The organism is Segeticoccus rhizosphaerae, from assembly GCF_009192725.1.
Classification (GTDB): domain Bacteria; phylum Actinomycetota; class Actinomycetes; order Actinomycetales; family Dermatophilaceae; genus Segeticoccus; species Segeticoccus rhizosphaerae.
In genome coordinates this window covers 1-1,353 of sequence record NZ_VOHR01000555.1, presented here as the reverse complement: position 1 = coordinate 1,353, position 1,353 = coordinate 1, and the positions used below count along the sequence as shown (strand labels likewise).

Below are 1,353 nucleotides of genomic sequence, written 5' to 3'. Positions count from 1 at the left end.
GCAGGTGCACCATGCGATCGACGTCGTCGCGACCCCCACCGGGACTCCCGTCGCCATGGTTCACTGCAACAACGGGGCAAGCGAGCTCCCGGCGTGGGCCCGGATGCCTGACCTGCTCTGGCGGCCCGGCGCCATCGGTGGGCTTGTGCTGCCGCACCGCGTCGTCATGGGTGCGATGCACCTCGGACTGGAGGACCACGCGGACGGAGGCCGTGCCCTCGCCGCGTTCTACACCGAACGGGTTCGCGGCGGCGCCGGACTCGTCATCACCGGCGGCTGGGCCGTCAGCCGGGTCGGCGCCGCCGGGCCCCACTACGGCCTGCTCGACGAGCCGGCACACCGAGAGAGCCTCACCCGGGTGACGGAGGAGGTGCACGCGGCCGGAGGGCTGGTGGCCCTGCAGCTGTTCCACGCAGGTCGTTACGCCTCGAGAGCTTCGTTCGGCCTGTCGCCCGTCGCACCGTCGGCGTTGCCGAGCCGGTTCTCGCCGGACCCGCCGCGAGAGCTGAGCCCGGCAGAGGTGCGGACCACCGCCGGGGACTTCGCCCGAGGGGCCGCGTCGGCTGCCTCGTCCGGCTTCGACGCCGTGGAGGTGATGGGCTCGGAGGGCTACCTGCTCAACCAGTTCGTCTCACCGCTGACCAACCACCGCGACGATGACTACGGCGGAGACCTCGAGCGACGGATGCGCTTGCCCCTGGACGTGGTTCGGCTGGTGCGGTCGGCCGTGGGTGAGCGGTTCCCCGTGATCTACCGGATGTCGGGCGCCGACCTTCTCCCCGGTTCGACGACGGCCGCCGAGACCCAGCGGTTCGCACGTGCGCTCGCGGCTGCCGGCGTGGATGCGCTGAACGTCGGCATCGGGTGGCACGAGTCTCCGGTGCCGACGGTGCAGCTGAACGTGCCGCCGGCCGCCTGGGCCGCCGAGGCCGCCGCGGTCAAGGCCGCGGTCGGCGACCTGCCCGTGATCGCAGGCAACCGCGTGAACCGGCTGGCCCAGGCGGAGGAGCTCCTGCGCGTCGGCGCGGCAGACTTCGTCTCGATGGCGCGCCCGTTCCTGGCTGATCCCGAGGTGGTGGGCAAGGGACGCTCGGCCCGGGGCCGTCCGGTCAACATCTGCATCGCCTGTGACCAGGCCTGCATCGACCGCTCGGTCGTCGACGAACCCGTGTCGTGCATGGTGAACCCGCGCGCCGCCCGGGAACTGTCGCTGGGGGAGGTGGGCAGGCCGAGTGCAGCCGGCGTCGGGAGGCGCTTCGCCGTCGTGGGTGGCGGCCCGGCGGGGCTGTCCGCCGCCCGTGGCCTGGCCCTGGCGGGCGCGGGGGTCGTGCTGTTCGAGCAGGCAGCCGAGCT

1 protein-coding gene is annotated in these 1,353 nt (G+C 73.2%); it reads left to right on the top strand.

The genetic code is table 11. From position 1 onward, the window contains the following. Positions 1–103: 103 nt before the first annotated feature. Positions 104–1,353 (top strand): oxidoreductase (locus FRW57_RS21595; RefSeq protein WP_476748667.1); only part of this gene is annotated, 1,250 nt, incomplete at its 3' end.